A 22,137-nucleotide genomic window follows, 5' to 3' on the forward strand; every position below is an offset into this window, starting at 1 on the left:
TCTTACATTCCTCCTCTACCCTTATAAGGGGGATTTATTTCGTTGGACCTTCCCAGCTCATCATGCCGCCTTCCATATTCGTCACATCGTATCCTTTTTCCTCAAGGATTTGAGAAGCACGGCCACTGCGACCACCAGAACGGCAAACCATAATATAAGATTTATCCTTATCCAATTCATCTGCGCGCTCTTCGACAGTACCTAAAGCGATGTGTTTCGCACCAGGAATCATTCCTTCTGTAACTTCTTCATCTTCGCGGACATCGATAATGTTTAACTTTTTACCTTCAGATAGTTGTTGTTCTACTTCTTTTGCTGTCATTGTTTTCATAAATGATACCTCCTAATTAGATAAACAGGTTAACATTGCCATCTTCTGCATCTGCAAGATAAGCAGCAACGCCTGCGTATTGAATGTCATCAAGTAATTCTTCTTTTTGCAATCCTAGAAGATCCATCGTCATGGTACATGCAACCAAATTGATATCCTGTTCTTGAGCCATTTCAATAAGATCCGGCAATGGCATCGCATTGTGCTTTTTCATGACGTCTTTGATCATCTTAGGACCGAATCCTGCGAAATTCATTTTGGAAATGCCCATCTTATCTGCTCCACGCGGCATCATTTTGCCGAACATTTTTTCCATGAAGCCTTTCTTCACTTGGATGTTTTCATCCTTACGTAGGGCGTTAAGCCCCCAGAATGTGTGGAAAATCGTAACTTCGTGATCATATGCAGCTGCTCCGTTAGCAATGATGTAAGCAGCCATTGCTTTATCATAATCCCCGCTGAATAAAATAATATTCGTCTTTTTTGTTTCAGACATTTTTCATCCTCCTAATAATATAGTTATACGTGTATGGGTATAATTCATTGTAAAAAAATTTATCTGCTTTTGACAAGCAACTGAACAGCTTCGTTGATCGAAGCTTCTTTGTTTTCTTGATCGTCATCGTCCTGGATGCACTCCACAAGGTTGGAGCTTACCACAAGCCCGATCGCACGGTCAATCGCACTTCTAGAAGCGGAAAGCTGCGTAATGACATCTTTGCAGTCTTTATTTTCTTCCATCATTTTCAAAACGCCTCGCAACTGACCTTCTAGACGTTTGATTCTGTTTTTCATTGCGTCGTTGTATTCCATCGAATTGACCTCCCTTGTGAAGTTTTTTCTGTCGCTGTTGAACAGTACATGACTAATCATATACCCCATAAGGTATAATGTCAACATCCCAACACGTATTTTTTTGGATAATGGATGATGCTCCGTGCAAAGCTAAGGGAGAGGTGATGGGAATGGAAGTATGGATGGACACACTGAAAGTAATGGGGAGGATTTTTACAATCTTGCCATTACTCCTGGGGGTAGGCTTATTTATGGGGAAAAGATCAATCGGAGAATTGCCGGTCTTCGATTTTTTAGTTGTGCTCGTTCTAGGTTCTGTTGTTGGAGCAGATATTGCCGATCCAAAAATTAATCATATACATACTGTAACGGCGATTATTGTTATTGCGCTTTTACAAAAGTTCATCGTATGGTTGAAGTTAAGAAACCGGAAGATCGGAAAGGTCCTGACGTTTGAGCCGACGATTGTTATTTTTGAGGGGGAAATGGTTGAAGAGAACATCTCCCGCATCCATTATTCCCTTGATAATATTACACACATGCTGAGAGAACAGAAGGTTTTTGAGCTCGAAAGTGTTGCACTTGGCATCATCGAACCGAATGGTCAATTATCCGTTAAACTGAAAAACGCGAAGGAAGCCGTTACTCGTGAAGATATGGGGCTTCCATATAGGGGTGGGGGTTATGACATTCCCCTCATTCTGGACGGTCAGCTGCAGCCAGATCTTTTAACACGCGCAGGTCGGGACATAGAGTGGTTACGTACCAACCTGGGTACCTATGACGTCTCTGATGTCTTTTATGGTGCGCTTACCAGCCAGGGGGAATTCCACTTTTCATTAAAAGGGAGAAAAATAGATTCTTTACCGCCCATTGAACATTGATGTTTTTTTAATAAGAAGTTAAACGATATACGTAATTGAAAAAATAACGGCCATTTAAAATTAAAAGAGCCGCTAAAGTTAGCAGCTCTTTTATATGGTTACACGCTTTGATCCATGCAATGCTTCAAACGTTCTTCAATATCACTGGCCATCTCTTGAATATTGTCATCCTCAACCATCTGAGTAAGAGAAGTCGGATTAGGCATACCGATTTTCGTCTTATTTCCATCTTCATAGACAACCATTTTACAAGGAAGGAAATAACCAGCCATTACGTTTTCATTTAAGACGCGCTGGGCTTCTTTAGGGTTACAGACTTCTAAGACTTTAAATTCTTTTTCAAACTCCAGTCCTTTTTCATGAAGCTTATCTTTGATGTCGAAGTTCCATAACACGCCAAACTGCGCTTCCTTCAGATTAGCCTCAAGACTTTCGATCGCTTCATCCATCCCTTTGTCCGTTTCGACCGTATAGTGAAACATGAAATACCTCCTTGAAAATATGTTCTCCTTATCCATACCCATTAAGGTATGAAAATAATCATTTTAATGAAGGGCTTCCTATAAGGCTCTCTAGGACGAGGTGGGTTATAGTTATAAAATGTTAAAACTATGCCGACCCTCTGGTTTCCTTTTGAATTGTGTATGGAAGTTCCTTATATTAAAATAGGTACATTAGAGAGAGGACGTGAATCACATGACAAAAGACATCAAATTGATTGCTTTGGACTTAGATGGCACCACCGTCAATCATGAAGGCGAAGTTTCCGAGGCCAATGCAGCAGCTATAAAAAAAGCTAAAGAAAAAGGCATCCATGTTGTATTAAGTACAGGAAGATCTTTATCCAGATGCCGGAACATCGCTGAAGACCTCGGCCGCTCTTCCTATATTGTGACGATTAATGGTGGAGAGATTTATGATCATGATTTTAACCTCGTTGAACAAAATCGGCTCGAACATAAACATGTGGAGCGTCTATGGGAATTGAAAAAAGAGCACGGCCTCTATTTTTGGTCTTCAACCGTGCAAGGGTTGTACAACAGCCAAAGCCCATTCGATCAGGAGATTGTAGACTACGATTGGTTGAAATTCGGTTTTGATATACAAGATGACGAAGTAAGACAAGTCATCCTCGACGAAGTCAATGCGAATCAGGACCTGGAAGTAACCAACTCCAGTCCGACAAACATTGAAATTAATCCTGTAGGTGTAAATAAAGCAGCAGCCCTATTGAAAGTTTGCCAGTGGCTTGATTTAGAAATGGATCAGGTGATGGCGGTTGGCGACAGTATGAACGATATCGCGATGATTCGCGAAGCAGGTTTCGGTGTCGCGATGGGCAATGCCCAGGAGCCGGTAAAGAAAGAAGCAGACTTTGTAACAGCCTCCAACAAAGAAGACGGCGTCGCCTTTGCCATTGAAAAAGTCATAGACTAAAACCAAAGAACCAGCCAGCGAGGCTGGTTCTTTTTGTCCGGATTATTACTCGCTTACCGTAAATACTGATAAAATCAAGAAAGTCACTGATAAAAGTGCGAAAGTCACCGATAATAACCTGGAAGCCGCAGATAAAAATCCGAAACCTACCGATAAGAGTTTAAAACCCACCGATAAAAGTTTTTAAATGCTTTATAGGGAGCAGAATATATTTTTGTGAAAAACAGTGATTGCGAGTGGCTTTCCAACCATCTTGACTATCAATATAGCGAAACGATCCCCGGTGAACTCGAAATCCAGTCTTAAAAAATTCCGCCATTTCATTTATTATCCACTTTTCGTGCCGTGATGGTTAGTGACAGTAATAGAGTGTGTCGAAATCCTTCTAAATACATAAAAATGTAAGCGTTTTCTGGTTGTGGCAGGAAAGAGAGGAATAAAGAGAGAATTACATCCAATAGCGAAGAATGTTCAGGGAGGAAGATTATGAAGGCATCATACATAACAGAAGAACATGAAATACTCCGTCAATCTTTACGGAAGTTTTTAGAAAAAGAAGCTTACCCCTATTATGACGAATGGGAGAAGGCAGGGGAAGTACCCCGTGCGTTTTGGAGAAAGCTTGGAGAGCAGGGATACCTTTGTCCTTGGCTTGACGAGAAATATGGTGGTTTTGGAGCAAATTTTGGATATTCCGTTGTCATTAATGAAGAGATGGAAAAAGTGGGGACAGGCCTGATTGGAGTCGGATTGCACAACGATATTGTCGTCCCTTATTTGCATGCTTATGGGACAGAAGAACAGAAACAAAAGTGGCTTCCGAAATGTACGACGGGAGAATGTATTACAGCGATCGCGATGACCGAACCGGGAGCAGGATCGGACCTTGCATCTATACGTACGACAGCGGTAGAAAATGAAAAAGGATTCACACTGAATGGTGAAAAAACATTCATCACGAATGGAATTCACGCGGATTTGGTTGTCGTTGTGTGTAAAACGGACCCTCATGCATCTCCAGCGTATAAGGGGATCAGTCTGATGATTGTTGAGAGGGACACGCCTGGTTTTTCCCGCGGGAAGAAGCTCGATAAAGTCGGCCTGAACAGCCAGGACACTTCAGAGTTGATCTTTGAGGATGCAGCTGTCTCTAAGGACAACCTTCTTGGTAAAAAAGGTGAAGGTTTCTATTATTTGATGAACCAGCTGCAACAGGAACGCCTGATTGTAGGCATAGGTGCTATTGCAGCATGTGAACGGATGCTTGAGTTGACGGTTGAATACGTGAAGGAGCGCAAAGCTTTTGGGAAGTCGATAGCCTCTTTTCAAAATACTCAATTCAAACTCGCTGAACTACAAACGGAAATTGAAATCGGGAGAACATTCCTGGACCATACGATTGAGGCGCATATGAACGGGGAGGACGTTGTCAAAGAGGTGTCGATGTCCAAGTGGTGGACCACCGACCTGGTTAAAAAGGTAGCGATGGAATGTATGCACCTTCACGGTGGTTATGGATATATGGAAGAGTATGAAATTGCGAGAAGGTTCCGTGATGCACCGGTCACTGCGATTTATGCAGGATCCAATGAAATTATGAAAACGATTATCGCCAAAAAGATGGGTTTAGTATAGGAGGAAAAGATATGAATGAAGTTGTCATCGTCGAAGCAGTAAGAACCCCTGTGGGTAAAAGGAATGGAGGGCTCAGCGAGATCAGGCCGGATATCCTTTTGGCAGATGTACTTAAAGAACTGGTCGAACGGGCTTCTCTTGATCCTATCGAGGTGGAAGACGTTATTGCCGGCTGTGTGAGTCAGGTCGGGGAGCAGGCAGGCGATATCGCTAGAATTGCTGCTCTGACTGCTGGTTTTCCTATGGAGGTACCTGGAGTAACGCTCGATCGGCAATGCGGTTCGAGTCAACAGGCGATCCATTTCGCTTCTCAAGCGATTGCTTGTGGGGACATGGATGTTGTCATAGCGGGTGGTGTGGAAAGTATGTCACGAGTGCCGATGTTTTCAAATATGCAGGGGACATCTTTTAATGAACGATTGACGTCAAAATACGAAATGATCAATCAAGGCCATTCGGCAGAAAGGATCGCCGACCAATGGCAATTAAGTAAGGAAGAGCTTGATGCTTATGCAGCTGAAAGTCATAGAAGGGCGCTGATGGCGATTGATGAAGGTCGGTTTGAAAAAGAAATCATGCCTGTGAACGCTAGTGATTCCAACGTAATTAAAATAGATGAAGGCCCCAGAGCAGGCACATCTGTTGAGACCCTTGCCACACTGAAAACAGTTTTCCAGGAAAACGGCAAAATTACAGCCGGAAATGCGAGTCAAATCAGTGATGGAGCTGCAGTCGTCCTTTTAATGTCACGTAAAAAAGCGGAGGAACTGGGGTTGAAGCCACGCTTTCGGATTGTCTCCAGAGCTGTCGTCGGTTCCGACCCGACATTGATGCTGACAGGTCCGGTTCCTGCAACACATAAAGCCTTACAAAAAGCTGGACTGAGTCTTGAAGATATCGATCTTTTTGAAGTGAATGAAGCTTTTGCTCCTGTGCCTTTGTTTTGGATGAAAGAGACTGGTGTTCCACATGAAAAACTGAATGTAAATGGAGGAGCCATTGCGCTTGGTCACCCGTTAGGTGCTACCGGAGCAAAGCTTATGACAACTCTCATGCATGAATTAGAAAGGACAGAAGGAAAGTACGGACTGCTTGCCATCTGTGAAGGACACGGAATGGCGAACGGCACGGTCATTGAAAGGCTGGAGGGATAGCATGGATGTTAAAGGTGTGGTAGCGGCCGTGACAGGTGGGGCTTCAGGCCTTGGAGAAGCGACGGTAAGGAAGATTGTAAGAAATGGCGGCAGAGTGGTGATTGTAGACCAAAACGAAGAAAAGGGCGCAGCGCTTGCAGAAGAATTGGGCTCTTCTGCGCTGTTTGTCAAAACGGATGTCACTTCAGCTGATGAAATTGAGCGCATGCTCCAAACGACTGTCGAAACCTTTGGGCAGGTAAACACGGTCATCAACTGTGCCGGCATCGTAACTGGTGAAAAAGTGGTCGGACGAAATGGTCCTCATCGCCTGGAGTCTTTTTCTAAGATCATTGAAGTGAACCTAATTGGGACGTTTAATGTCATCCGTTTGGCAGCTGAAAAGATGCAGGAAAATGAGCCGAATGAATATGGGGAGCGGGGAATCATCATTAACACAGCTTCAATCGCTGCCTATGAAGGGCAAATCGGTCAAGCGGCTTACAGTGCGTCCAAAGGTGGCGTAGCCGCGATGACGATGCCGATTTCAAGGGAACTCGCCCGTCACGGCATCCGTGTAATGGCTATTGCGCCAGGTTTATTTGAAACCCCGATGTTTGAACAGCTCCCTGAAGAAGCACGGGATGCTCTTGGGAAAGCGACACCATTTCCTTCAAGGCTGGGAAAGCCTTATGAGTATGCGAAGTTAGCTCTAAGCATTTTAGATAACCCAATGCTTAATGGGGAGGTGATCCGTCTAGACGGAGCGATTCGATTACAACCCAAGTAAATGTTGTCACTACGGTGTACCTCATTACTTAGAAGGTAAGGAAAAAAGAAAGTGCGCCTTATTCTTTACATTGAAAAACTGTCTGAAGCACTCCCGGTATTTGATCGTTGTAAGCTCTTGGTGGATCGAGCAAGTTGGCTATTGGGATTTTATAAAAAACCAAAAGGAGTCGATGAGAAATGGGACCAACACTTAGGAGTATGTTTGAGCAGACGGTAGCGAAGTATGCTGATAAAGAAGGATTGGTTGATCTACGGCTTGGTACACGCTGGACATACGGAGAATGGGACCAGGAAGTGAACCGCACGGCAAATGCGCTCAAGGCCTCAGGGGTGGAAAAAGGGGATAAAGTATCGACGGTCCTTTTTAACACAGCTGAATATGCGACAGTGCTGTTCGCTTGCATGAAGATTGGGGCGGTATTCAATCCGGTAAACTTCCGTCTCATGGAAAAAGAAATCGAGTTCATTTTGAAAGATGCTGATCCAAAGGTGGTCGTGTTTGAAAAAGCGACAGCTGCTCAAATCGCTCCGGTAGCGAAAGAGATGACAAGTATTGAGTTTTGGTCCATCGACGAAGAAAATCTGCCTTATGCGATGAACTATTATGAACGAATCGATGGAGTAACGACCGAACGACCAGTGTGTGAACTGGACGAGAATGATCCTTATGCCATCATGTACACTTCCGGAACAACCGGGCTTCCAAAAGGGGTTATCCATACGCATAGAGATATGGTCGATCAAGCCCTCATCATGACTGCTTGTTTAAGACTGACGGAAGAGGACCGTGGACTGACTGTTGCCCCGATTTTCCATTGTGCCGAGCTTCATTGTGCGTTCTTCCCAAGAGTAATGATTGGAGCGACAAACGTTCTGCTGCACCACTTCGATGCACCTGATGTGATTGAAACGGTCAGGGAGGAGCAGATTACATCCTTCTTTGCAGCTCCGACGATGTGGAACATGATGCTGCAAGAGGAATTCACCAAAGAGGATTTCCAGACGTTGAGACAAGGTCTCTATGGAGGAGCACCAATGGCCCCTGCTTTGACGATGAAGCTGCATGAATCCTTAGGTGTGCAGCTCTTACAGGCATACGGGATGACGGAGATGGGACCCGCAATTACCGCACTTACAGAGGAAGAACAAGTCACGAAAGCAGGATCGGCAGGAAGAGCACTGTTGAACCATGAAGTACGAGTGGTGAGGACGAATGAGCACGGACCCGCAGAGCCTGAGGAGATTTGTAAACCGCACGAACTCGGGGAAATTATTGTACGAGGGCCCAGCATGATGAAGGGGTATTACAACAGGCCGGAAGCAACAGAAGAAGCCATGTACAAAGGTTGGTATCATACAGGTGATATCGGATCGTTCGACGAAGATGGATACCTCTGGGTCAGTGATCGTGTGAAAGACATGATCATATCCGGCGGTGAAAATATCTATTCAAGGGAAGTAGAAGATGCCTTGTTTGATCATCCGGCAGTCATGGATGCAGCCGTCGTTGGTGAACCGGATGACCTGTGGGGAGAGAGAGTGGTCGCCTACATTGTGAAAAAGGATAGTGGCGTCACTGAACAAGAACTGGATGAGTTCTGTACTTCAGGGAATAGGCTTGCCCGATACAAACGGCCAAGACGTTATGAATTTGTAAATGAACTTCCGCGCAACGCGAGTGGGAAGTTGCAAAAGTTCAAACTGCGGGAACGAAGTAAAACATTATCAGAATAAGATATAAAAGGCTGCCGGTGACGACCGGCAGCCTTTTATTTAGTGCTTTTTTAGATAAATGGTGGGTCATTTCCCGGGCAATATTCGACAAGTTATTGAAGCAATTGCTTCAGTTTTTGAATGGGCTGATGGTCTCTAGCTTCTTCGTACATAGAAAAAGGGCAGCCAAATTCAGCTATTCGGCTAGGTACAGTGTGGATCGTAAACGACTCCGGGCGCAAATCTTCCGTCACTTCTTCCCAATGAAGCGGCGTAGCGACCGTTGCTGTTTCGGTCGCTCTTGTCGAATACGGGGCAATAATCGTTTTGCCTTCTGCATGTTGGACATAGTCAATATACAAACGATCCCCACGTTTTTTCTTCAAACGTTCAGTTGTAAAAAGGTCAGGTTCTTCATTAACAAGGAATGTGGCCAACGTTTCCGTGATTTTCCTCGTTTCCTCATAGCTTAAATCTCCCTCGCGAATCGGGATATGAATCTGCATGCCTTTATTTCCGGAAGTTTTGACAAAGCTTTGGACTTCAAGTTCGTCAAGGAGATGCTTTAATAACTGGGCAGCCCTAATCGCCTTACTAAAGTGACTCCGGTCTTTCGGATCCAAATCCAGAACGATTTCATCGGGTTTTTGACCGCCGGCCATCTCAAACGGAGTATGGTATTCCAATGCCCCCTGATTGGCAAGCCAAAGAAGAGGGAGAAGTTGATCGCAAATGATGAAAGGCTCCCCATCCTCCATCCACATTTTTAAAAAGTCGGGGGCATGGTCGGGGAAATGTTTTTGATAAAAGGACTCTTCGTAAATCCCATCAGGATAACGGATCAGTGTTAACTTCTTTTCCTGTATGAAAGGGAGAATGTGAGGAGCTAATTGACGGATGTAAACAAGGAAATCCTGTTTAGAAATACCCTTCCATAAAGGTTTATCAACATTGGTTGGCTCGAAGTTGGCAGGAAACAAAGAAAGGTCCCACTGTTTCTTAGATTCTGTACAATCTTCAGGAGAAAGATCAAACCGGAACTGGTGAAAGAGAGGTTCTCGTAGTTCCCCTTCTTCAGCACTCAGACAGTGCACATCTACACACGCGCCGGGTTCTAAACGCCATGTGCCTTTTTTCTTTGTCCCATGTTCTTTGAAAAATGTACGGAGCGTTTCACTCTCGTCATCTGTCAGGCCATGTTTAAACTTCCCGAGTGGGAGAGGGCCCTCGTCCTTATAAAACCCTACATCGTAATATCCATTATCAGAGTCGTACTTTTGTAAAAAGCCGGAAACTGTCCTCCATTGTTTCCATTTCAACCATTGCCTTCCGCGGTCGCCGGGTTGATATTTGCTATTTTTCATTTTCGCAATGATTCCCTCAGCCAAGTGCAGCTCAGCAATGGTTAGAATTTCTTCTATATCCTCATATACATCAATACTTCTAATTTGCGGGTGTTTAAGCTTCCCGAGAAGCTTAGTCATGTTTTCTTTTCTTTTTAATAGAGGTATAGTACTTTTTTCTATTTTGTCAAAAGCCATGAAGGCAGCAGGTCTTCGTATAGAAGAAGCTTGTATTTTTGCTTTATTTCGCATTCTTCCTCTTTTTTGTAAAGCTTCGAAGTTTGCCTGATAAGGAGTGTTCAATATGACCAGCTCGCCATCAAGGGTAAAAGGAAGGAGGTTTTTAGGGATGTCCACCTGAACGATTTCAGGAAAACGTTCGCTCATATCTTTTCCATTCCGGCTCCATAGCTTGACTCCTTCCGCGCGTGCTTCGAGAATGGCTCTAAAACCATCATACTTCACTTCATACACCCACTCATTACCCTCAGGGAGTTCCGTCGTCCCCGTTAATAGCATTGGTTTCATCTCCACCATCTCCTTTCCATTCAGCTTTCTTACATAAATTCTCCCGTTTGTGGAAGACTCAGTTTCGAGATAACCGGGGTTCGTTTGCCGTATTTGGAGTCAGGGGTTGTTGGGAAGCCACTCGCCTTCCTGTGGGGGAGCGCCGAGCTTCCTCAGGCTATCGCCTTGCGGGATCTCGCCTGTCTCCTTCTCCCACGGGAGTCTCGCAGCTTCCCAACAACCCCATTCGATGCATGTGAGAAACGAACCCCTTTACCATGGGGCGTCTCCCATCCCACTTAGAAGTAGGCATAAAGCGCTCTATATCAAGCTTTCACATTCGGATTCACACCGGGGAGAGTCTTATATTATCCACTTCGCTTGAGCATACCAGCAGAGTTTCCGAGAAGTGGTTTCGAGACACTCCCATGGTAAAGAGGCGGAGGGGAATGGCGAGACTCCTACCTTAAGTGTGGAGGCGCCTTGGTCAGCGGCGTATGGACTGGACTGAGCTGGCGGAGATAAAGGAAACACGAAGAACGGAGCGATTCGATGTTGACTTATCGTACAGAAGCGAGGGAAGTCTCACTAGCCGCTAGGCGCTGGAACCGGATATATAAGAGGAAAAGAGTGCTAGGTGAGACCCCGCAGGACGGAGTCCGAAGAGGCTCAGGCGCGCTCCCGCGGAAAGCGAGCTATTCCCCGCAGCCCCATTCACTCAATAAACATATCGAAACTGAGTCTTCAAGAATACTGCCATTTTGTTGAATAGGTTGGGCTTTATTATGTAGTTTATCCATGAGTGAGAAACATATTTTTCAGTGATCTCGAGAAACCTATAGGAAAAAGGAGTGGTCAGGATGCACACGATGTGGAAAGGGACCATCAGCTTCGGACTTGTGAATATTCCTGTGAAACTGCATGCGGCAACAGAGAATAAGGACATCAAACTGCGTCAGCTTCATGAGGAATGTAAATCACCGGTCGAATATGAGAAGCGTTGCCCGGTATGTGAGCGGGAAATTGAGAGTGAAGAGATTGTCAAAGCTTATGAATATGCGAAGAACAAGTTTGTCGTTTTAGATAAAGAAGACCTGGAACAGTTGAAAAAAGAACAAGAAGACAAAGCGGTTGAAATCATCGATTTTGTGAAGTTGGAAGAGATCGACCCGATTTATTTTGAGCGGAGTTATTTTATATCTCCAAGCGGAGGAGGATCAAAAGCTTACAGTCTTCTTCGTCAGGCGCTCGGAGATACCGAGAAGATCGGGATTGCTAAAATCATCATCCGCTCCAAGGAACAACTGGCGATCGTCCGGGTTTATGAGAATACTCTTGTGATGGAAACGATCCATTATCCTGATGAGGTCAGATCCGTTCAGGATGTGCCGAATGTTCCGGAAGAAACAGAATTAAGTAAGAAAGAATTGAGTACAGCTGTTACGCTGATCGATCAGTTGACAGCGGAATTCGATCCTGAAAAATATAAAGATGAATACCGGACAGCGCTTATGGAACTGATTGAAGCGAAGAAAAACAATGAAGAAGTTACGACAGCCAAAGATAAACCGAAGCCGGATAATGTGACGAACTTAATGGATGCTTTGGAAAAATCGTTGGAGAAAACGAAAGGTTCCAAGAAGAAGAAAACAACGAAGAAAAAGACGACCACATCTGGCAAGAAAAAGACTTCCTGACAGGGTATCATCGTCTATAAAACCTCCATCTGTAGTATAATGTAGAGGAGATCATTAAAGTTCGGAGGGATTGGATGACCGTACGTTCCGAGGAAGAAGTCGAATTACTTATGCGCCCGGCCTTGGCTTCTCTCGCTGTGGAGGGAGACCGCTTGAGCAAGAAGCAGAAGCTGCTTGTGAAAAAGTGCCTGACAGGGGAGATCTCTCATGAGGAGTTCGTCACACGGGCGTTGGAACTGGCTCGTCATGCCTAACACCAGGTACGGGAATGAAAAGTCGAAGTATTGTTATCCGGGATCAAACGTTTTAATCAATCATTATGACATTAAAGATGAGAAACAATTGACAGCTTTGGAGACGATGTTTACGGCACAAAGGTTGGCTGAGCTTCAATCCACCCCGATTAAAGGGGATTTCGACTTGCGTCATTTACAAAGGATCCATGCGCGCCTTTTTTCAGATCTTTACCCTTTTGCTGGAGAAATTCGAACAGAAAACATTACGAAAGACGGATTTTCTTTTGCTCAGGCCAGGTTCATTCACGATGCGGCTGAGCCCATATTTCAACAGTTGATGAGAGAAGATTGGAAAAGTATGAACAGGGTCCTGGTTGTAGAGAAATTGGTGTACTACATGTCAGAAATTAATGTTCTCCATCCTTTCAGAGAAGGGAATGGAAGAAGTTTACGGGAGTTCATTCGCATCTTAGCAATGGAAGCAGGATATCATCTGGATTGGTCAGCGGTCCCGCCTGAGGAAATCTTCCAGGCAAGTGTTCAATCTGTCAAAGATGTGCGTCCGCTTGCTCAAGTGATTAGTCATTCCTTATCTACCTATCAAAAACCTTCAGCATAAAACAAGGCTGGAGGTTTTTTGCATGTAGACAGAGGATTCCATCTGAATGTAGGGCCATTCCACGAATGTCTATTCTATCTGCCTCCTTTTTCTGGATTTCGCTTGTTTTGCTTACATTTGCTGACAAACTCGATTTGATGAACACTCGAAAAGAGCGTAATCTGATTCCTATGCAAATCATGCATGCAAACTTAGGAGGTCTTTATTACTTATGTGCGGAATTTTCGTGACACAAGGAGAGATGAGTGAAAAACAAATGAATGAGGTGCTGGAACTGCTTTACCATCGTGGTCCAGATGAGGGGAAGTCAGTGGTTACCGATCGTGTTCATCTTGGACACCGCCGCTTATCGATTATCGGACTTGAAGATGGCATCCAGCCGATTCATAACGAAGATAAAAAACGTTGGATCGTCTGTAATGGTGAAATTTACAATTATGCAGCCATTAAAGAATCCTTAGCGAAAGATGTCTCTTTTCTCACAAAGTCAGACAGTGAAGTAGCTTTGAAATTAGTCGAAAAACAAGGGCCGGAAGCCATCCATCAACTTGATGGAATGTTCGCGTTCTTCATTGCAGATGAGGAAAACGATTCATTTGTCGTAGCTCGGGATACACTTGGGATCAAGCCGCTTTATTACGGGGTGGATCGCGATGGGCAGTATGTTTTTTCATCTGAATTGAAAGCAATCGAACCTTTTGTGAATGAGGCGAAAGAATTTCCTCACGGGCACTATTTCACACCGGAAAATGGTTTTGTCTGCTACAGGAAAATCCAGTCCCCGCAAGAGTCTTACACGGAACATGAGATGACCGAAGTGTTTACTTCTATAAAAGAAACTATGAACGAATCCGTTCGAAAAAGACTGATGGCAGACGTTGAAGTAGGCGTGCTGCTGAGTGGTGGCTTGGACAGTAGTTTGATTGCCGCCATAGCTGATCAGCAGAAGCAAGGGGAGAAGCCTTTAAAATCGTTCTGTGTCGGCTCTGAAGGCAGTGCAGATATCATCAACGCTCGTACGGTTGCGAAAGCGCTGGGAACCAAGCATTATGAATATATTTATACGGAAGAAGAATTGATTGAAGCTGTCTCTGATGTCATTTATCACCTGGAGTCTTACGAGCCTTCCCTTGTACGTAGTGCCATCCCGAATTACTTCGTGTCTAAGCTTGCATCCGAACACGTAAAAGTGATTTTATCTGGAGAAGGGGCCGATGAATTATTCGCTGGATATGCGTATATGGAAAAATACCAGGATACTGCATCCATGAACAAGGAAATCATTCGTGTACTGAATACACTTCACCACGTAAATCTGCAACGAGCCGATCGTATGAGCATGGCGCACTCCATTGAACTTCGTGTGCCATTTCTCGACTTGGATGTTGTGGAAAATGCCCTCCAGATTCCTGCCGGCTTGAAAGTTCATAAGAAAGACCGCATGGAAAAATGGCTGCTTCGAAAAGCATTTGACGGCATCATCCCTGATGAAGTTTTATGGCGTAAGAAAGCAGAGTTCTCAGAAGGAAGTGGTGCATTGGACTTGCTCGACCTGCATGCAGAAAGAACAATTACAGATGAAACATTTGAAAAGGTGCAAGCCGAAGCACCAGTTGATATACGATCCAAACAGGAAATGTTCTATTATCAGATTTTCAGGGATCATTTCCCAGAAGAAAAAATGCTCCACACCGTAGGCAAATGGGCCACGGCTTAACCCAAAAGGACAGATGCAAAACGCATCTGTCCTTTTTCATATCTTATAATCTTGCGGATCGCACCAAAGGGAGATCACATCGCTCCAAGAGCAGTCGCCCTGCAAACGGCAGTCCACCTCACACACAACCGCTTAGCGAGAACGCTGTCAAAAAACAAGTAAAAAATATAGAAGGTATTTTACCTCTTTAAACATAAGAGGTTGTTCCACTATAATTAAAATAACTGAATATTCAAAACTTGAAACCATAAATGCTGAAGAAGGAGGACGTTATGAATGACCAGCCTTTCCTTCAGAGAGGTTTGGGAAGCGAAGAAGCGCATATCTTTGTTTGTCCAACCCACTCCTATCCTGTACTCAGACCCGCTCTCCGAGCACACAGGGGCGCGGGTTCACTTGAAGCTCGAGCATACCCACCCTACGGGATCATTCAAGCTCAGAGGGGCTGCAAACAAAATTCTATCACTTGACGAAAAAGACTTAAAGAAAGGTGTGACCACTTTTTCAACGGGTAACCATGGCATATCTGTTGCATATGTAGCAGCAGAGTTAGGAATTCCTTGTACGGTATGTATATCGGACCGTGTTCCGAAGGCGAAGGTGAATCGTCTTAAAAAATTACAAGCGTCTGTGGAGATTGTGGGAAGCAGTCAAGATGAAGCAGAAGCAAGGTGTGCTGAATTGGAAAGAGACAATGGGATGACGGTAATCAAGCCTTTTGATGATCGGGAAATCATTGCCGGTCAGGGGACGATCGCGCTTGAAATCATGGAGCAGTGTCCTGAGGTTGATGAAGTGATCATTCCCTTGTCTGGGGGTGGGCTGTTGTCAGGTATTGCTTTTGTGATGAAATCAATTGAACCTTCTATACGTGTGACAGGAGTGACGATGAAGAAGGGGGCGGTCATGCAGGAAAGCCTTGCCAAGGGTAAGCCTGTCATTCTCGAGGAGTCTGATACGTTGGCAGACAGTCTGCTTGGAGGAATTGGGACAGAGAACCGTTACACATTTTCAATGACGAAAGCTTATATGGACGAGGGGGTGCTTGTGGAAGAGGCACAGATTGAAGAAGGGCTGCTCTTCACTCTTGAGCACCATAAGATGGTCGTGGAAGGAGCGGCTGCAACGGGGGTCGGGCACGCCCTTCATTCTAATGATCTACAAGGAAAAAATGTTGTTGTCGTCATGAGCGGGAACAATATCGATCATGATGCGATTACAGATCTTTTGGCTAAATCGTAAGTGGGGGAGGAGTGGAGATGGGGGTTGCGGTGGAGGAAGTTTTAAAACTTCCAGTGCTCGAAAAAGCAAGAGTACAGACCCATGTGTATGATCGTCAGGTTGATTGGATCTCAGTGATTGAGACTCCTGTAGAGAACTTTGTCAGGAACAATGAATTTGTACTAAGTACAGGGGTCGGATGTGTGGATGATGTGTTGGCACTCGAAGGATATGTTGAAGATGTCATTCGCTCGGAAGCCTCCGTCCTCGCTTTTGCCACAGGACGTCATCTGTATAAAATTCCCGACCGTGTGTTAAAACTTGCGGAGAAACACGAGTTGATCGTGATGGAAATTCCATGGGAGGTCCGCTTCGGAGATATTTTACAGGACGTATTACGGTTGATCAGTGAGGATAACCGCCAGGACCAGCAACGCACGGAAGAGATACGACAGGAGTTGATCAACTGTGTCCTGAACGGGAAAGGGCTGCAGGAGATCACATCAATCATCTACCAGAATACAGGCATTCCGACGGCCATCAGTGATCATAACAAGCAGATACGAGCGAATCAGTATTTTGATCGTTATTACATCGATGTTTTAAATGGGCATGAGCTTTCTCAGGAAGGAACCCTTGTAGAAACGGAGATGGACAGTGATCACCCGCTCAGCCATTATATTGAAACCTATGAAATCGGTGACCAGAAATGCTACCAGCTTACAATTTTATCAAACTATAAGAAACAGGGATATATTCTATTTAAGCCAAAGGACGACAAAGATTTAACGTGGGTGAACCTTCACATTTTGGAGCATGCGCTTACAGCTTGTGCCTTATATTTCGTCAAAGAGAACGCCATTGAAATGACTGAAATCAGACTTAAGGATAACTTTTTGCTGGATTTAGCCAAGCAGGAGAGGGAGATGGACAGAGCTCTTTTTTCGAAAGCGCAGCTGCTTGGTTATGATTTGGAGAAGCCTTATATTTGTCTCGTCGGCCATATCCGTTTCGTGCAGCCGGAGGAGGAACGCACCTCTTCAACGATGCCACAAGTCAAATCATCATCGATCAACAGTCGCAATTATTACATTCAGAAGGAAGTCACTCATGCCGGAGACGCGCTGCACCGGAGGACGATGACCACCTTTGATGAAGGTGAGGTAATCGTTTATTTGGAAACGGACCGTCCGGATTATGAAGAAACCGCGAACCAGTTTCTCGACCTGATTGAGCGGAGACTTCATGAGTTATTAAAAGGGATTACGATTAGCTGGGGGATTTCCTGTCATAAAGGTGGGTATCAGACTTTTCATAAAAGCTATGAAGAGGCGGAAACGGCACTGAAAATCGGTCAGCAGCATGAAGAAGGGGAGCGGACGTTTTTCAGTGATACTAGAATGAACCGGTTGCTCATGGCACTGTCGCACGAGGAAGAAATCGGAGCGATTGTGTCAGATACGTTGGAGAAGCTGATTGATTATGACCAGAAACGGCAGACAGAACTGATTCATACGTTTATGGTCTATAACAAATACAACAGCAATGTCAGTCAGACGGCCCGTGCCCTGAATTTGCACCGCCAATCTTTGCTGCACAGATTGAGAAACATTGAACATTTGACTGGCCTCTCTCTTCTCAATGCGGATGATCTTTTTTTGCTGGAGCTGAGCGTAAGGTTATGGCTTTTGAAAAAGGTGGATGCATAGAGCGCTCCCTCGGGGTGACGCTCTATTTCTCATCTTTGACTGTCGTTTTCCATTCGCCCTGATCGGTCCCGCGTCGGTCCAGCTTGACAGTCCACTGATCGGATTCTTCATCAAAGGAAAGTAGCGAAACGATCAACACATCTGTCTGCTCTGGTTCTGTTTCGGACAAAGCTGTAGAGAGAGCTTCGGATGCTTTTAAGTCCGCTCCCTGGACTTCACTCATTTCAAGCTCCTGGACTTTTTCAGCCGTGGCTTGTTCAGGGTAGGACTCAGCGATATCCCCGTCTACCCAGACCTCGACCTGTTTGCCGACCCATAAACCTTCAGGAGCTCCGGAGACCCACATGGCCCGTCCTTCATCCCCTGATCCATCATCCATCGGTGTGACAACAAGGATCCTGTCATCGTCCTGATCCATGACAAATCCGCTCATGTCCGGATCGGATGCTTCTGCTTCCACTTCATTCTGGTCTACTTCTTCTGTCTCTGACAGTCCACATGCACTAAGGGATAAAGAGAAAACCATGAACATACCAAGCATCCATCTCATTTTCATCTTTCTCACACTCCTTATCTACTTTGTTGACGTTTGAACGGGAGGAAAAGTTTCACATGACAGAAACATCCAACTTTGTTATGATGAAAATCACCAAGCGAATAAGTTTATGAAACTACTAGGGGGGCCTGAATGGGCTGAGAGGAAAGCGAGCAAGCTTTCTGACTCTTACGAACCTGATCTGGTTAATACCAGCGGAGGGAAGTAGTCTGACGATACGTGTATCGACTTACTGCATACCAGGCCAGGTCCTCTAAGGATCTGGCTTTTTTTATTTGGTTCCATTCAGATCCTGTACGGAAAGGTGGTGAAAGATGAGAAACACAAAGATACTCACAACGATGGCCGTGCTTATTGCCGTTGGAACGCTTGGAGCCCAATTTCTCTGGTTTCCGGCTGGAATTGCGAAAGCTTATCCTGTCCAGCATGCGGTTAATGTAGTCGCGGCGGTGGTGCTTGGACCCGTCCCGGCGGTCATGATTGCTTTTGTTATCGGGCTCTTACGTTTCTTATTAGGGCTCGGCACCCTTCTTGCTTTTCCGGGCGGAATGTTCGGTGCATTACTGGCAGGGCTTTGTTATCGATTCTATGAAAGAAAAAGGTCTGCGGTGATTGGTGAAGTTTTAGGTACTGGAGTCATAGGGGCTTTGGCATCTGTTCCGATTGCGCACGTCCTGATGGGAAGTTCAACAGGTGTTTTCGCGTTTGTTCCTTCTTTTGTCGTAAGCAGTGTCTCGGGGGCTTTCATTGCTACCTTCATTTTATCACGAGTGAAAGTTGAAAATATGATCTTACAACCATAATACACGGAAACTGCTAGGGGCGCGAGTATTCGCTGAGATAAGGAGACATTCCTTGGTCCCTCAATACCTGATCCGGGTCATGCCGGCGGAGGGAAGTAGTAAGAATCCCCTTCTGTCCTCTAGTAGCTTCCGAGAATAATAGGAGGCTCTATCATGTCTTTTTCCAATCAATTAAGAAAAGAAAATCAGGATATCTATCAAAAAATCTTCACTCATCCCTTTATCCAGGGTATCGGAAAAGGGGATGTTCCAAAAGAAGCATTGATTCACTATATCAAGGCTGATTATGAGTATTTGAATGCCTTTATGCACGTCTATGGAATCGCCATTTCCAAATCTCCGGGAAGGGAAGACATTCAACTGTTTAACGAACAAATCGATTTTGTGTTAAACAGTGAGGTTCACCCTCACAACAATTTTTGTGAACAGATTGGCGTTACCTATGAAGAACTGCAAGGATATCCATTGCCGCCAACCGCTGATCACTATATCAAACATATGCTTTTTCATGCCCACCATGGAGGCATTGGTGAAATATTAGCAGCTTTGCTTCCGTGCCCGTGGACCTATTATGAAATCGGAGTCGAACTAATGAACAGCTATCAGCCGGGATCTGATCATCCTTTTCTCCCTTGGATCGAATTTTATGCTGATGCGGAAGTGAAGAGTCTGACAGCGGTGTTGTGTGAACGACTTGATCAGCATGCCGAACATGCGTCTGAATCGGAAAAGTGGCGTATGAGAGAAGCCTTCCGTAAAAGTTGTCAGCTGGAGTATGCCTTTTGGGATATGGCTTACACACAAGAGCAATGGCCTTGTGAAAAGGAGGGTGTGAAATGAGACAAGTCTCATGTACGTTGACGATTGCCGGGACCGATCCTAGCGGTGGTGCGGGTATTCAGGCAGACTTGAAAACTTTTCAGGAGTTGAAAAGTTATGGCATGAGTGTTGTGACATCAGTCGTTTCGCAAAATACGACAGGAGTGAAAGATGTTCATCACCTGCCGGAAAATTTCATTATGAGTCAGCTGAAAGCTATTTCTGAGGATATGCCTGTCCAGGCACTGAAAACAGGGATGATTGCCAACAAGAAAATGATGAAAGTCATCAGTGAATGGTTGGATGAGGTGGATGCTCCGTACGTCATGGATCCTGTCATGGTTGCCCAGAGTGGGGACCCTTTGATTGAAAAAGAAGATCAACGTTATTTGAAAAAATATCTTGTACCAAAGACAGCGCTCGTCACGCCTAACATCCCTGAAACGGAAGTGCTTGTTGGAGGGATAATTGAAACAGAAGCGGATATGAGAGAAGCGGCCGAAGTGATCGTGAAAGACTTAGGCGCGGGTGCGGCCCTTGTCAAAGGGGGCCATCTCAATGGAAGAGCGGTTGATTTTTTATATGATGGGCAGCGGTTTCATGAATTTGAATCCGAACGTATTGATTCTTCCAATACACACGGGACAGGTTGTACGTATTCTGCAGCCATTACGGCATACTTGAGTCAGGGACACGCTTTGCCACAAGCCGTCAAAGAAGCGAAACACTTTGTAACAGAGGCGATCCGCCATTCCTTCGATCTAGGAAAAGGAAGTGGCCCGACCAATCATTTTGCTTTGCGTGAGGAGGTTTTCAACCAATGGCTGTAAATGTTATCGACAGAGTGAGAGAACAACGCCCACTGATCCATCACATCACGAATGCGGTCGTCATGAATTTCACAGCGAACGGACTTCTAGCATTCGGAGGATCACCGATAATGGCCAATGCCAAGCAGGAGGTTGCAGAGGTCACCCGATTGTCTCAAGGGCTGTTATTGAATATAGGGACGCTTCATGAAAACCAGGTGGAAGCGATGATTCTTGCAGGAAGAGCAGCAAATGAGATCGGCATCCCGGTCGTCCTCGATCCTGTTGGCGCTCCTGCAACCCGCTATCGTTCAGGCGTATGCCAGCGGATTTTGCAGGAGGTGAAGCTGACCGTCATTAAAGGAAATGCCGGTGAACTCGCCCACCTCGTCGATCAGGATGTGGATACGAAAGGCGTAGATTCTACAGGGGAAGCTGACGCTGAAGCCATCGTTCGTCTAGTTGCAGAAAAGTATCAGACCGGAGCCGTCTGTACAGGGGAAAAGGATGTCGGATGTATCGACAAGGACGTTTTTGTCAATGAAACTGGACACCCTCTCCTTGCTCAAATTACAGGATCCGGCTGTTTGCTGGGTTCCTTGCTCACAGCAAGCTTAACGGTAGAAGGTAATCCTAAAGAAAAGGTTCTAGCAACATTAAGTCATTATGGACGGGCGGCAGAACAAGCAGCGGATCACCCTGATGTCAAAGGTCCAGGGACATTCATTCCAAGGTTTGTCGATGCTTTAGCCATGGGGGCTGAAAAATGAAAGCTTCTACCCTTAGAAAATACTTCGTTATGGGCAGCCAAAACTGTAACAAAGATCCCTTGAGCATTTTGGATGAAGCGATTAAAGCTGGAATCACGTGCTTTCAATATAGGGAAAAAGGAGAAGGCGCTCTAACTGGAGAAGCGAAGTACAGTCTCGGTCATAAGCTGCGCCAACGTTGTGCTGAAGCGGGTATTTTATTTATCGTCAACGATGACGTTGAACTTTTTGATGTGCTTAAGGCTGATGGAATCCATGTGGGGCAGAGTGATCGTAGTGTGAATGAAATCCGCTCCAACTATCCAGATACCATCATTGGATTATCTGTATCCGATCGCACTGAATTAGAACAGAGTCCGGTCAATCTTGTCGACTATTTAGGTGTTGGACCGATGTACAGAACAACGACGAAGACAGACGCCAACCCTGTAGCAGGTCCTGAATGGGTGAAGATCGTCAAACGGGAGTATCCAAACATGCCCGTAGTCGGGATTGGGGGGATCCATCCCGGAAATGCTGGTAAAGTAATAGAAGCGGGAGCGGACGGTGTCGCTGTCATTTCAGCTATTACCCAAGCTGTGGACATGTCTTCTGTCGTAAAATCTCTATAA

Annotated in this window: 23 protein-coding genes and 2 riboswitches; of the genes, 17 read left to right on the top strand and 6 right to left on the bottom strand. The window is 45.2% G+C overall.

Annotated features, from left to right (window positions below; translation table 11 throughout):
* Window positions 1–34: 34 nt before the first annotated feature.
* The 3 genes from BLS23_RS19475 to BLS23_RS19485 are packed head-to-tail and all read right to left on the bottom strand — an operon-like array spanning window position 35 to window position 1,144.
* Complete coding sequence (locus BLS23_RS19475) at window positions 35–331, bottom strand: rhodanese-like domain-containing protein (RefSeq protein ID WP_089654678.1); 297 nt, start codon at window positions 329–331, stop codon at window positions 35–37.
* A gap of 16 nt (window positions 332–347) precedes the next feature.
* Window positions 348–827 carry a DsrE/DsrF/DrsH-like family protein gene (locus BLS23_RS19480; RefSeq protein WP_089654679.1) on the bottom strand — a complete coding sequence of 160 codons (480 nt, stop codon included), beginning with the start codon at window positions 825–827 and terminating at the stop codon, window positions 348–350.
* Window positions 828–886: 59 nt separating this feature from the next.
* Complete coding sequence (locus tag BLS23_RS19485) at window positions 887–1,144, bottom strand: metal-sensitive transcriptional regulator (RefSeq protein ID WP_089654680.1); 258 nt, start codon at window positions 1,142–1,144, stop codon at window positions 887–889.
* 182 nt (window positions 1,145–1,326) lie between these two features.
* On the opposite strand from BLS23_RS19485, the gene BLS23_RS19490 reads away from it, so the two are divergent.
* A complete protein-coding gene (locus BLS23_RS19490) occupies window positions 1,327–2,010 on the top strand; it encodes a DUF421 domain-containing protein (protein ID WP_482183497.1) in 684 nt (227 codons plus the stop codon).
* A 98-nt stretch (window positions 2,011–2,108) separates the two neighbouring features.
* On the opposite strand, the gene BLS23_RS19495 is transcribed toward BLS23_RS19490, so the two are convergent.
* Entirely contained in the window at window positions 2,109–2,492 is a 384-nt protein-coding gene (locus BLS23_RS19495) for a DUF302 domain-containing protein (protein WP_089654681.1), read from the bottom strand.
* Between the two features lie 214 nt (window positions 2,493–2,706).
* On the opposite strand from BLS23_RS19495, the gene BLS23_RS19500 reads away from it, so the two are divergent.
* The 5 genes from BLS23_RS19500 to menE all read left to right on the top strand — a co-directional run bounded on the left by BLS23_RS19500 (window position 2,707) and on the right by menE (window position 8,741).
* Window positions 2,707–3,447 (top strand): Cof-type HAD-IIB family hydrolase, encoded by a 741-nt coding sequence (locus tag BLS23_RS19500; protein WP_089654682.1) that lies wholly within the window; start codon window positions 2,707–2,709, stop codon window positions 3,445–3,447.
* 486 nt (window positions 3,448–3,933) lie between these two features.
* Entirely contained in the window at window positions 3,934–5,082 is a 1,149-nt protein-coding gene (locus BLS23_RS19505) for an acyl-CoA dehydrogenase family protein (RefSeq protein ID WP_089654683.1), read from the top strand.
* An 11-nt stretch (window positions 5,083–5,093) separates the two neighbouring features.
* On the top strand, window positions 5,094–6,236 hold the full coding sequence (locus BLS23_RS19510; RefSeq protein WP_089654684.1) for a thiolase family protein: 1,143 nt from the start codon (window positions 5,094–5,096) through the stop codon (window positions 6,234–6,236).
* A gap of 1 nt (window position 6,237) precedes the next feature.
* Window positions 6,238–7,005 carry a 3-hydroxyacyl-CoA dehydrogenase gene (locus BLS23_RS19515; protein WP_089654685.1) on the top strand — a complete coding sequence of 256 codons (768 nt, stop codon included), beginning with the start codon at window positions 6,238–6,240 and terminating at the stop codon, window positions 7,003–7,005.
* A gap of 179 nt (window positions 7,006–7,184) precedes the next feature.
* Window positions 7,185–8,741: an o-succinylbenzoate--CoA ligase gene (gene menE, locus BLS23_RS19520; RefSeq protein WP_089654686.1), complete on the top strand. Its 1,557-nt coding sequence runs from the start codon at window positions 7,185–7,187 to the stop codon at window positions 8,739–8,741.
* A 92-nt stretch (window positions 8,742–8,833) separates the two neighbouring features.
* On the opposite strand, the gene ligD is transcribed toward menE, so the two are convergent.
* On the bottom strand, window positions 8,834–10,591 hold the full coding sequence (gene ligD / locus BLS23_RS19525; RefSeq protein WP_167356127.1) for a DNA ligase D: 1,758 nt from the start codon (window positions 10,589–10,591) through the stop codon (window positions 8,834–8,836).
* 839 nt (window positions 10,592–11,430) lie between these two features.
* Between ligD and ku the strand changes: the two genes are divergently transcribed.
* From ku to BLS23_RS19555, 6 genes are all read left to right on the top strand, one after another.
* Window positions 11,431–12,267 (top strand): non-homologous end joining protein Ku, encoded by an 837-nt coding sequence (gene ku, locus BLS23_RS19530; RefSeq protein WP_089654688.1) that lies wholly within the window; start codon window positions 11,431–11,433, stop codon window positions 12,265–12,267.
* A gap of 74 nt (window positions 12,268–12,341) precedes the next feature.
* Window positions 12,342–12,521: a hypothetical protein gene (locus tag BLS23_RS19535; RefSeq protein ID WP_089654689.1), complete on the top strand. Its 180-nt coding sequence runs from the start codon at window positions 12,342–12,344 to the stop codon at window positions 12,519–12,521.
* A complete protein-coding gene (locus tag BLS23_RS19540; protein WP_244157283.1) occupies window positions 12,475–13,122 on the top strand; it encodes a Fic/DOC family protein in 648 nt (215 codons plus the stop codon). Before BLS23_RS19535 ends, BLS23_RS19540 begins: the two co-directional genes overlap by 47 nt.
* A 211-nt stretch (window positions 13,123–13,333) precedes the next feature.
* Window positions 13,334–14,839 (top strand): asparagine synthase B, encoded by a 1,506-nt coding sequence (gene asnB, locus BLS23_RS19545; protein ID WP_089654691.1) that lies wholly within the window; start codon window positions 13,334–13,336, stop codon window positions 14,837–14,839.
* A gap of 276 nt (window positions 14,840–15,115) precedes the next feature.
* Window positions 15,116–16,081, top strand: coding sequence for a threonine/serine dehydratase (locus BLS23_RS19550; protein WP_089654692.1), 966 nt, complete (start codon window positions 15,116–15,118; stop codon window positions 16,079–16,081).
* Window positions 16,082–16,098: 17 nt separating this feature from the next.
* The gene (locus tag BLS23_RS19555) at window positions 16,099–17,769 is read left to right on the top strand and encodes a PucR family transcriptional regulator (protein ID WP_089654693.1); all 1,671 of its coding nucleotides are present in this window, start codon (window positions 16,099–16,101) and stop codon (window positions 17,767–17,769) included.
* 22 nt (window positions 17,770–17,791) lie between these two features.
* On the opposite strand, the gene BLS23_RS19560 is transcribed toward BLS23_RS19555, so the two are convergent.
* Window positions 17,792–18,325 (bottom strand): DUF3221 domain-containing protein, encoded by a 534-nt coding sequence (locus tag BLS23_RS19560; protein WP_089654694.1) that lies wholly within the window; start codon window positions 18,323–18,325, stop codon window positions 17,792–17,794.
* 110 nt (window positions 18,326–18,435) lie between these two features.
* A riboswitch (TPP riboswitch) is annotated at window positions 18,436–18,545 on the top strand.
* A gap of 94 nt (window positions 18,546–18,639) precedes the next feature.
* Here BLS23_RS19560 and thiW point away from each other — a divergent pair.
* From thiW to thiE, 5 genes are all read left to right on the top strand, one after another.
* Complete coding sequence (gene thiW, locus BLS23_RS19565; protein WP_089654695.1) at window positions 18,640–19,128, top strand: energy coupling factor transporter S component ThiW; 489 nt, start codon at window positions 18,640–18,642, stop codon at window positions 19,126–19,128.
* A 5-nt stretch (window positions 19,129–19,133) separates the two neighbouring features.
* Window positions 19,134–19,239, top strand: a riboswitch (TPP riboswitch).
* A gap of 42 nt (window positions 19,240–19,281) precedes the next feature.
* Window positions 19,282–19,968 carry a thiaminase II gene (tenA, locus tag BLS23_RS19570; protein WP_089654696.1) on the top strand — a complete coding sequence of 229 codons (687 nt, stop codon included), beginning with the start codon at window positions 19,282–19,284 and terminating at the stop codon, window positions 19,966–19,968.
* Window positions 19,965–20,777: a bifunctional hydroxymethylpyrimidine kinase/phosphomethylpyrimidine kinase gene (gene thiD / locus BLS23_RS19575; RefSeq protein ID WP_089654697.1), complete on the top strand. Its 813-nt coding sequence runs from the start codon at window positions 19,965–19,967 to the stop codon at window positions 20,775–20,777. Before tenA ends, thiD begins: the two co-directional genes overlap by 4 nt.
* A complete protein-coding gene (thiM, locus tag BLS23_RS19580) occupies window positions 20,768–21,526 on the top strand; it encodes a hydroxyethylthiazole kinase (protein WP_089654698.1) in 759 nt (252 codons plus the stop codon). Before thiD ends, thiM begins: the two co-directional genes overlap by 10 nt.
* Window positions 21,523–22,137, top strand: coding sequence for a thiamine phosphate synthase (thiE, locus tag BLS23_RS19585; RefSeq protein ID WP_089654699.1), 615 nt, complete (start codon window positions 21,523–21,525; stop codon window positions 22,135–22,137). Before thiM ends, thiE begins: the two co-directional genes overlap by 4 nt.

Source organism: Halobacillus aidingensis (assembly GCF_900104185.1).
Lineage (GTDB): Bacteria > Bacillota > Bacilli > Bacillales > Halobacillaceae > Halobacillus > Halobacillus aidingensis.

Coding starts and splice junctions, on each gene's coding strand:
- thiD (WP_089654697.1), top strand. CDS start 19,965: ATGAGACAAGTCTCATGTACGTTGACGATTGCCGGGACCGATCCTAGC.
- BLS23_RS19495 (WP_089654681.1), bottom strand. CDS start 2,492: ATGTTTCACTATACGGTCGAAACGGACAAAGGGATGGATGAAGCGATC.
- thiM (WP_089654698.1), top strand. CDS start 20,768: ATGGCTGTAAATGTTATCGACAGAGTGAGAGAACAACGCCCACTGATC.
- ligD (WP_167356127.1), bottom strand. CDS start 10,591: ATGAAACCAATGCTATTAACGGGGACGACGGAACTCCCTGAGGGTAAT.
- tenA (WP_089654696.1), top strand. CDS start 19,282: ATGTCTTTTTCCAATCAATTAAGAAAAGAAAATCAGGATATCTATCAA.
- BLS23_RS19540 (WP_244157283.1), top strand. CDS start 12,475: ATGAGGAGTTCGTCACACGGGCGTTGGAACTGGCTCGTCATGCCTAAC.
- thiW (WP_089654695.1), top strand. CDS start 18,640: ATGAGAAACACAAAGATACTCACAACGATGGCCGTGCTTATTGCCGTT.
- BLS23_RS19500 (WP_089654682.1), top strand. CDS start 2,707: ATGACAAAAGACATCAAATTGATTGCTTTGGACTTAGATGGCACCACC.
- ku (WP_089654688.1), top strand. CDS start 11,431: ATGCACACGATGTGGAAAGGGACCATCAGCTTCGGACTTGTGAATATT.
- asnB (WP_089654691.1), top strand. CDS start 13,334: ATGTGCGGAATTTTCGTGACACAAGGAGAGATGAGTGAAAAACAAATG.
- BLS23_RS19480 (WP_089654679.1), bottom strand. CDS start 827: ATGTCTGAAACAAAAAAGACGAATATTATTTTATTCAGCGGGGATTAT.
- BLS23_RS19510 (WP_089654684.1), top strand. CDS start 5,094: ATGAATGAAGTTGTCATCGTCGAAGCAGTAAGAACCCCTGTGGGTAAA.
- BLS23_RS19505 (WP_089654683.1), top strand. CDS start 3,934: ATGAAGGCATCATACATAACAGAAGAACATGAAATACTCCGTCAATCT.
- BLS23_RS19535 (WP_089654689.1), top strand. CDS start 12,342: ATGACCGTACGTTCCGAGGAAGAAGTCGAATTACTTATGCGCCCGGCC.
- BLS23_RS19490 (WP_482183497.1), top strand. CDS start 1,327: ATGGGGAGGATTTTTACAATCTTGCCATTACTCCTGGGGGTAGGCTTA.
- BLS23_RS19475 (WP_089654678.1), bottom strand. CDS start 331: ATGAAAACAATGACAGCAAAAGAAGTAGAACAACAACTATCTGAAGGT.
- BLS23_RS19485 (WP_089654680.1), bottom strand. CDS start 1,144: ATGGAATACAACGACGCAATGAAAAACAGAATCAAACGTCTAGAAGGT.
- thiE (WP_089654699.1), top strand. CDS start 21,523: ATGAAAGCTTCTACCCTTAGAAAATACTTCGTTATGGGCAGCCAAAAC.
- BLS23_RS19560 (WP_089654694.1), bottom strand. CDS start 18,325: ATGAAAATGAGATGGATGCTTGGTATGTTCATGGTTTTCTCTTTATCC.
- menE (WP_089654686.1), top strand. CDS start 7,185: ATGGGACCAACACTTAGGAGTATGTTTGAGCAGACGGTAGCGAAGTAT.
- BLS23_RS19515 (WP_089654685.1), top strand. CDS start 6,238: ATGGATGTTAAAGGTGTGGTAGCGGCCGTGACAGGTGGGGCTTCAGGC.
- BLS23_RS19555 (WP_089654693.1), top strand. CDS start 16,099: ATGGGGGTTGCGGTGGAGGAAGTTTTAAAACTTCCAGTGCTCGAAAAA.
- BLS23_RS19550 (WP_089654692.1), top strand. CDS start 15,116: ATGACCAGCCTTTCCTTCAGAGAGGTTTGGGAAGCGAAGAAGCGCATA.